Here is a 1,476-nt window from a genome sequence, read left to right on the forward strand (position 1 = left end):
TCTACTTCGCCAGCGGCCACCTCGACCTGCCCGGTGCGATGTTCACGGCCAGCCACAACCCCGCCCAGTACAACGGCATCAAACTGTGCCGCGCGCGCGTGTCGCCGCTGGCCGGCGGGCACCGCCTGCTGCTGACGGACGAGACCGGCGCCCCGGTCCTGGACGCCGGGTCCGTCGCCGTACGCCCCACGAGCGCCGCCGAGTTGCGTGCCGTGGGCGAGCGCGCAGCCGAGGGCCTCTACGCCGTGGACTGGGTGCCCGCGCACGGCGGGACGGTGCCGCCGGACGGCGGTGGCGCGTGGGCGGCGTTCGGCGGCGCCGTACCGCTCGCGGTCCCCGGCACCACCGACCACCCCGACCTGGCCGGGCTGCTGTCCGCGCTGGACGACAGCGCCCCGGCGCCCGAGGCCGTGCTCCACGCCGTACCGGGCACGCCCGGCGACGAACTGACCGCCGTCGACGGCGTCCTGACGCTGCTGCGGGAGTGGCTGGCGGAGCCGAGGCTGCTCGACTCCCGGCTGGTCCTCGTCACCTCCGGCGCCGTACCGGCCGGCGAGAACGAGGCCCCGCCCGACCCGGGCGGCGCGGCCGTGTGGGGCCTGGTCCGCGCGGTCCAGGCCGAGCACCCGGGCCGTTTCGTCCTCGTCGACACCGACACCGACACCGATGCCGACACCGATGCCGACGCGGCCGGCCTGGCCGAGGCCGTCCGCCACGCCCTCGACGCCGACGAGCCGCAGCTGGCCGTCCGCGCCACGGGCCCGCTGGTGCCGCGCCTGGTCCGCACCTCCCCGCCGGCCGGGGCCGAGGGGCCCGAGCTGTCCGGCGGCACCGTCCTCGTCTCCGGCGGCACCGGCGTGCTGGGCGCCGCTGTCGCCGAGCATCTGGTGCGCGCGTACGGTGCGGAGCGCCTGCTGCTCCTCTCCCGCCAGGGCGCGGACGCGCCCGGCGCGGCCGAGTTGCTGGAGCGGCTCACGGCGCTGGGAGCCCACGTCGACCTGTCGGCTGTCGACGTGGCCGACCACGCCGGCCTGGCAGGGGCGTTGGAGGCCATCCCGGACAGCCACCCGCTGGTCGGCGTGGTCCACGCCGCCGGCGCGACCGACGACGCCCTCGTGGAGGCGTGGGACGACGACCGCCTCGCCCGCGTCTGGACCCCCAAGGCGCACGGCGCCTGGCACCTCCACGCCCTCACCCGTGAGGTGCCGCTGCGGATGTTCGCGGTGTTCTCCTCCGCCGCCGGCGTCATCGGCAATCCGGGACAGGCCGGGTACGCCGCCGCCAACGCCTACGCCGACGCTCTGGTCGCGGCGCGCCGCGCCGACGGGCTGCCCGGCACCAGCGTGGCGTGGACGCTGTGGCAGCAGCCCTCGGCCATGACCGAGCACCTCACCCAGGCCGACCTCGCCCGCCTCGGCGCGCTCGGCATTCGCGCCCGGGCGCGGGCGCCCGGCGGATGGGGAGAGCTGCCGTGGG

The 1,476-nt window shown here is 77.6% G+C and carries 1 protein-coding gene; it reads left to right on the forward strand.

What is annotated here, in order from left to right:
* A partial coding sequence (locus tag ACWDSL_RS53390) for an SDR family NAD(P)-dependent oxidoreductase (protein WP_450497008.1) occupies nucleotides 1-1,476 on the forward strand: 1,476 nt, incomplete at both ends.

The organism is Streptomyces sp. NPDC000941 (assembly GCF_053599555.1).